General features: G+C 45.3%; 1 protein-coding gene. It reads left to right on the forward strand.

From position 1 onward, the window contains the following. Positions 1-47 precede the first annotated feature (47 nt). A protein-coding gene (locus tag ACJBF3_RS25980; RefSeq protein WP_085949440.1) for an IS3-like element ISKpn8 family transposase occupies positions 48-1,417 on the forward strand; the annotation gives its coding sequence in 2 pieces (ribosomal slippage) (positions 48-528 and positions 528-1,417; 1,371 coding nt in all). Positions 1,418-1,443: the final 26 nt, after the last annotated feature.

Consider the following 1,443-nt stretch of genomic DNA (forward strand, 5'->3'; position numbering starts at 1 on the left):
TGTACTGCACCCATTTTGTTGGACGATGAAATGGAATAGTCCCTGATATGTCAAAGCCAAAATACCCCTTCGAAAAGCGCCTTGAAGTCGTGAATCACTACTTCACAACTGATGATGGTTACAGGATCATCTCTGCACGTTTTGGTGTGCCTCGAACACAGGTCAGGACGTGGGTTGCCCTCTATGAAAAACATGGAGAAAAAGGTTTAATTCCCAAACCTAAAGGCGTTAGTGCTGATCCAGAGTTGCGCATTAAGGTCGTGAAAGCCGTGACCGAGCAGCAGATGTCCCTCAATCAGGCTGCTGCTCACTTTATGCTTGCTGGTAGTGGTTCTGTAGCCAAGTGGCTGAAAGTCTATGAGGAGCACGGAGAAGCTGGTTTACGCGCACTCAAGATCGGCACCAAAAGAAACATTACAATGTCAGTTGATCCAGAAAAAGCGGCGTTAGCATTGGAGCTGTCGAAAGACCGACGTATTGAGGATCTTGAAAGACAAGTTCGATTCCTTGAAATGCGGCTTACGTATCTAAAAAAGCTGAAAGCCTTAGCTCATCCCGCGAAAAAGTGAAAGTACTCAACGAGCTAAGGCAGTTTTACCCTCTTGATGAGCTTCTCAAGGCAGCGGAGATACCGCGCAGTACGTTTTATTACCATCTAAAGGCTCTCAGCAAGCCTGATAAGTATGCGGATGTTAAAAAGCGTATTGGTGAGATTTATCACGAGAATAAAGGTCGTTACGGATACCGTAGGGTAACGTTGTCTCTCCATCGAGACGGGGAACGGATTAACCATAAAGCCGTTCAGCGCCTGATGGGAACCCTCTCGCTTAAGGCAGCGATTAAGGTCAAGCGATACAGCTCCTACAGAGGAGAGGTAGGGCAAACCGCCCCCAATGTTCTCCAAAGGGATTTCAAGGCTACACGGCCAAACGAGAAGTGGGTTACCGACGTTACTGAATTTGCAGTCAATGGGCGAAAGCTGTATTTGTCTCCAGTAATAGATCTCTTCAACAACGAAGTTATTTCTTACAGCCTGTCGGAAAGACCTGTGATGAACATGGTCGAGAATATGCTCGATCAGGCATTCAAAAAGCTTAAGCCTCACGAGCATCCTATTCTGCACTCTGACCAGGGATGGCAGTATCGTATGAGAAGGTATCAAAACATCCTTAAAGAACAAGGCATTACACAGAGCATGTCCAGAAAAGGCAATTGTCTGGATAATGCAGTCGTGGAATGTTTCTTTGGAACCTTAAAGTCGGAGTGTTTTTATCTTGACGAGTTCAGTAATATAAGCGAACTGAAGGATGCTGTTACGGAATATATTGACTACTACAACAGCAGAAGAATTAGCCTGAAATTAAAAGGTCTGAGTCCAATTGAATATCGAACCCAGACCTATGTGCCTCGTGTTTAACTGTCCAACTTTTTGGGGTCAGTACA

The organism is Enterobacter sp. PP-008-ECC_S150 (genome assembly GCF_045257065.1).
GTDB lineage: Bacteria > Pseudomonadota > Gammaproteobacteria > Enterobacterales > Enterobacteriaceae > Enterobacter > Enterobacter chengduensis.